The sequence below is a fragment of the Streptomyces sp. NPDC025793 genome, assembly GCF_055558375.1.
This window is the reverse complement of record NZ_JBVHMR010000119.1, coordinates 1-4,447: the sequence shown is the minus strand read 5'-3', so window position 1 is coordinate 4,447 and position 4,447 is coordinate 1. Positions and strand designations below refer to the sequence as shown.

Below are 4,447 nucleotides of genomic sequence, written 5' to 3'. Positions count from 1 at the left end.
CCACACTCCGCGAACCGAGCCGCGAACACCGGCGAGGAGTCAAGGAGTTCCACCGCCATCCCCACCCACTGCGCACCCTGACCCGGAAACACGAAGACGGGGTCGAGGCTCGCGCCGGGGTTTTCGCAGAGGCCGCGGACGGCGTTCGCGGGCCGTTCGCCGCGGGCGAGGGCGCGCAGGCCGTTCAGCAGCTCCGTGCGGTCGGCGCCGACGACAGCGGTGCGCTCCTCAAGGGCGGCGCGGCCGGTGGCGAGTGCGTGGGCGATGTCCACCGCGCGCAGGTCGGCGGAGTCCACCCGGTCGAGCAGCCGCTGGGCCTGCTCCTTCAGCGCGGCTTCCGAGCGGGCCGACAGCAGCCAGGGCAGGACGGCGTCGGTCGTCCCGGCCTCGACGGCGTCTTCCTCGGCCGGTTCGGCGACCGGTGCCTGTTCGAGGATGACGTGGGCGTTCGTACCGCTGCCGCCGAAGGAGGAGACGCCCGCGCGGCGCGGCCGGCCGGTCTCGGGCCAGTCGACGGCCTCGGTGAGCACACGCAGGGTGCCGTCGGACCAGTCGACGTGCGGGGTGAGTTCCTCCCCGTGCAGCGACTTGGGGGCGACCCCGCGCCGGAGCGACTCGACCATCTTGATGATGCCCGCGACGCCGGAAGCGGCCTGGGTGTGGGCGATGTTGGACTTCAGGGAGCCGATCCACAGCGGGTTGTCGGCGTCCCGCTCGCGGCCGTACGTGGCCTGCAGTGCCTGTGCCTCGATCGGGTCACCCAGCTTCGTACCCGTACCGTGCGCCTCCACCACGTCCACATCGGCCGCGGACAGACCGGCATCGGCCAGCGCCGCACGGATCACCCGCTGCTGCGAGGGCCCGTTGGGAGCCGTCAGACCGTTGGACGCGCCGTCCTGGTTGATCGCCGAACCCCGGATCACCGCCAGCACCTGATGGCCATGGGCCTCGGCGTCCGACAGCCGCTCCAGCAGCACCACCCCGACACCTTCGCCCCAGCCCGTACCGTCGGCACCGGCCGCGAAGGGCTTGCAGCGGCCGTCGACGGCCAGGCCGCGCTGCCGGCTGAACTCGACGAAGTTGCGCATGCTGCCCAGGACGGTGGCACCGGCCGCGACGGCCATGGAGCACTCGCCGGAGCGCAGCGCCCGTACCGCGAGGTGGAGGGCGACCAGCGAGGAGGAGCACATGGTGTCGAGGCTGACGGCCGGTCCCTCGAAACCGAAGCTGTACGAGATGCGCCCCGACAGCACGGCGGCGGATCCGCCGGTCAGCAGGTGTCCTTCGATGCCCTCCGGCGCGCTGGTGCCGTCGGGGACGTAGGCCTGGTTGCTGGCGCCGACGAACACACCGGTGGAGCTGCCCCGCAGGGTCGTGGGGTCGATGCCGGCCCGCTCGAACGCCTCCCAGGTGGTCTCCAGGAGCAGCCGCTGCTGCGGGTCCATCGCGGTCGCCTCACGCGGCGAGATCTCGAAGAACCCCGCGTCGAACTCGGCCGCGTCGTACAGGAAGGCTCCCTGGCGGACGTAGCTGGTGCCGATGCGTTCGGGGTCGGGGTCGTACAGCGCCTCGATGTCCCAGCCACGGTCGGTCGGCAGGTCCGAGACGGTGTCGACGCCGTCGGCGACGATCTGCCACAGGTCCTCGGGGCTGCGCACTCCGCCGGGCATGTGGCAGGCGGTGGCCACGATGGCGATGGGCTCGTGCGCCCGCGTCTCCAGGTCGGTGAGCCTGTGACGGGTCTGCCGCAGGTCCGTGGTGACGCGCTTGAGGTAGTCCCGCAGCTTGTCCTCGGTCGTACCCGTGTTGCCCGTGGTGCCCGCGTTGCCTGTGTTGTCCGAGTTGGCCATGCCAGTCAGCCCTTCGAGAATCGGGAAGTCGTGTCGGGGGTCCGCTCAGGAGATCCCGAGTTCCTTGTCGATCAGGTCGAACATGTCCTGGTCGGATGCGTCGACCAGTTCCTCGTCCACGGCCGCGGGGGCGGGCTCGTCGACGGGTGCCGCCCAGGAGTCGAGCAGGCTTCGCAGCGCGTCGGCGAGTTCCGTCCGGCCGGCCGGGTCCGGGGTGGCGCGGTAGGCCGCCTCGATCTCCTTGAGCCGGGGATCGAGCTGGTTGAGCCGGGAGCCGCGCTCCGTGAGCCCCGGGGCGAGGGCGGTGTCCGCGTCGTCGGCGTCGTCCGCGGGCCAGAGTTCCGTGTCCAGGTGGTCGGCGAGCGCCCTCGGTGTCGGGTAGTCGAACACGAGCGTCGCGGAGAGTTTGGCGCCCAGTGCGGCGCCGAGCCGGTTGCGCAGTTCGACGCCGGTCAGGGAGTCGAAGCCCATGTCACGGAAGGCCCGGCCGGGCTTGACTCCGTCACCGGCTCCGGCGCCGAGTACCGCTGCGACGTGCGTCCGGACCAACTCGGTCAGCCGCCGCCTGCGCTTGGCCGAAGGCAGCGCGGCCAGTTCGCCGCGCAGCCTGTCGGCGGCTCCCGCGGTCGCGTCCGCCGCCTGCCCGGCCGCGCCTTCGACGGCCTGGGCGGCCAGCAGGGCCCGTACGTCCGGGATCTCCTCGATCAGCGGGCGGTGCCCGTGGGCGCAGTACGCGGGGACGAACCGGTCCCAGCGGATGTCCGCCACGACGACGGCGGTCTCCTGCGCCGCCACCGACTCGCGCAGGGCGCGCACGGCGAGCGCCGGCTCCATCGCGGGCACCCCGCGCCGCGCCAACTGCTCGCCCACCTCGGCATCGACCATGCCGCCACCGGCCCAGGCGCCCCAGGCGATCGAGGTGGCGGGCAGGCCGGCGGCACGGCGCCGCTCGGCGAGCGCGTCGAGGTGGGCGTTGGCCGCCGCGTACGGTCCCTGGCCGCCGTTGCCCCACACGCCGGCTCCGGAGGAGAAGAGCACGAAGGCGTCCAACTCGCGTGTGCCCAGCAGGTCGTGCAGATTCTCGGCGCCGACGACCTTGGCGTGCATGAGCTCGGCAGCCGCGTCGGCGTCGATCTGCGTGAGCGGTCGCGCCTGGTCCACCGCGCCCGCGGTGTGGACGATCGCCGTCAGCGGGGACTCCACGGGAATGCCGTCCAGAACCGCGGCGAGCGCGTCACGGTCGGCGACGTCGCAGGCGGCGATGGTCACCCGGCAGCCGAGACCGGCCAGTTCGGCTTCCAGCTCCGCCGCGCCGGGGGCCTCGCGACCGCGTCGACTGGTCAGCACCAGATGTTCCGCGCCCGCACGGGCGAGGTCCCTGGCCACATGGGCGCCGAGTGCTCCGGTGCCTCCGGTGATGAGCACGGTGCCGCGCGGCATCCACACCGGGGCGTCGGCCGAGCCCGCGAGCGGCGAGCGCACCATGCGCCGCACCCGCACGCCCACGGCTCCGGGCCGGAGCGCGAACTCGCTCTCCCCTCCGGGCGCGTCGCCCGCCGCGAGCAGCGCGGGCAGGTGCGTCAGCAACTCGATGCCGCCGTCCGCGGGAAGGTCCACCAGCCCGCCGGACCGCTCGGGATCGTCCAGCGCGGCCACCCTGAGCAGACCCCATGCGGCTGCCTGACCGTCGCCCGGCGCCTCCTCGCCGTCGACGGCGACGGCTCCGCGCGTCAACGACCACAGTCCGGCGTGGATCGCGTTGTCGGCGAGGGCTTGGCTCAGCGCCATGGAGCCCAGCACTCCCTTGGTGACACCCGGGCTGCGCTTGTCCGGCTCGGTCTCCAGGGCCAGCAGGGACAGCACCCCAGCAGGCGCGTCCCCGGGTCGCACGGCGGCGTCCAGCAGCTCGGCGACGACCACCCGGTCCGCCTGCTCCGGTACGACGACGGGTACGACGCTCGTCCCCGCGTCCTCCAGGACGCGTCGCGTCCGGACCGTGACGTCGTCCTCCGTCCGTCCTTCGGGCACGACGAGCAGCCAGGTATCGCCGGGCGCCCCGCTCGCGGCCGCCTCGTAGGGCCGCCACACGACGCGATACCGCCAGTTGTCGAGTGTGCTCCGTTCGCGGCGTGCGGTGCGCCAGGCGGCGAGGGCCGGAACGACACGCTCCAACCCCTCCGCAACCCCGAGCGTGCCCGCCAACTCCGCCACATCACCCGCCTCGACACTCCGCCAGAACCACTCCTGACCCGGATCCGCAACAACTTCCACCTTGGGCAGATCGAGCCAGTAACGACTGCGCTGAAACGCATACGTCGGCAGCTCCACCCGACGCGGAGACAACCCCTCGAACACCGGCGCCCAGTCCACGGCGACACCACGCGTCCACGCCTCACCCAGGGAGAGATAGAACCGCTCCAGACCCCCCTCACCACGACGCAGAGACCCCACGACCACGGCATCCGAACCGGCCGCCTCCACGGTCTCCGCCGCCGGCACCGACAGCACCGGATGCGGACTCATCTCCAGGAACGCACCGTGCCCCGCATCCACCAGACGCCGTACCGCCGGCTCCAGCCGAACCGTCTGACGCAGAT

At 72.8% G+C, this 4,447-nt stretch carries 2 protein-coding genes; both read right to left on the bottom strand.

The window, feature by feature from the left end; translation table 11 throughout:
- The coding region (locus ACZ4MF_RS48675; protein WP_467500848.1) for a type I polyketide synthase at positions 1-1,850 on the bottom strand (1,850 nt) is incomplete at its 3' end.
- Between the two features lie 45 nt (positions 1,851-1,895).
- Positions 1,896-4,447 (bottom strand): SDR family NAD(P)-dependent oxidoreductase (locus ACZ4MF_RS48670; RefSeq protein ID WP_467500846.1); only part of this gene is annotated, 2,552 nt, incomplete at its 5' end.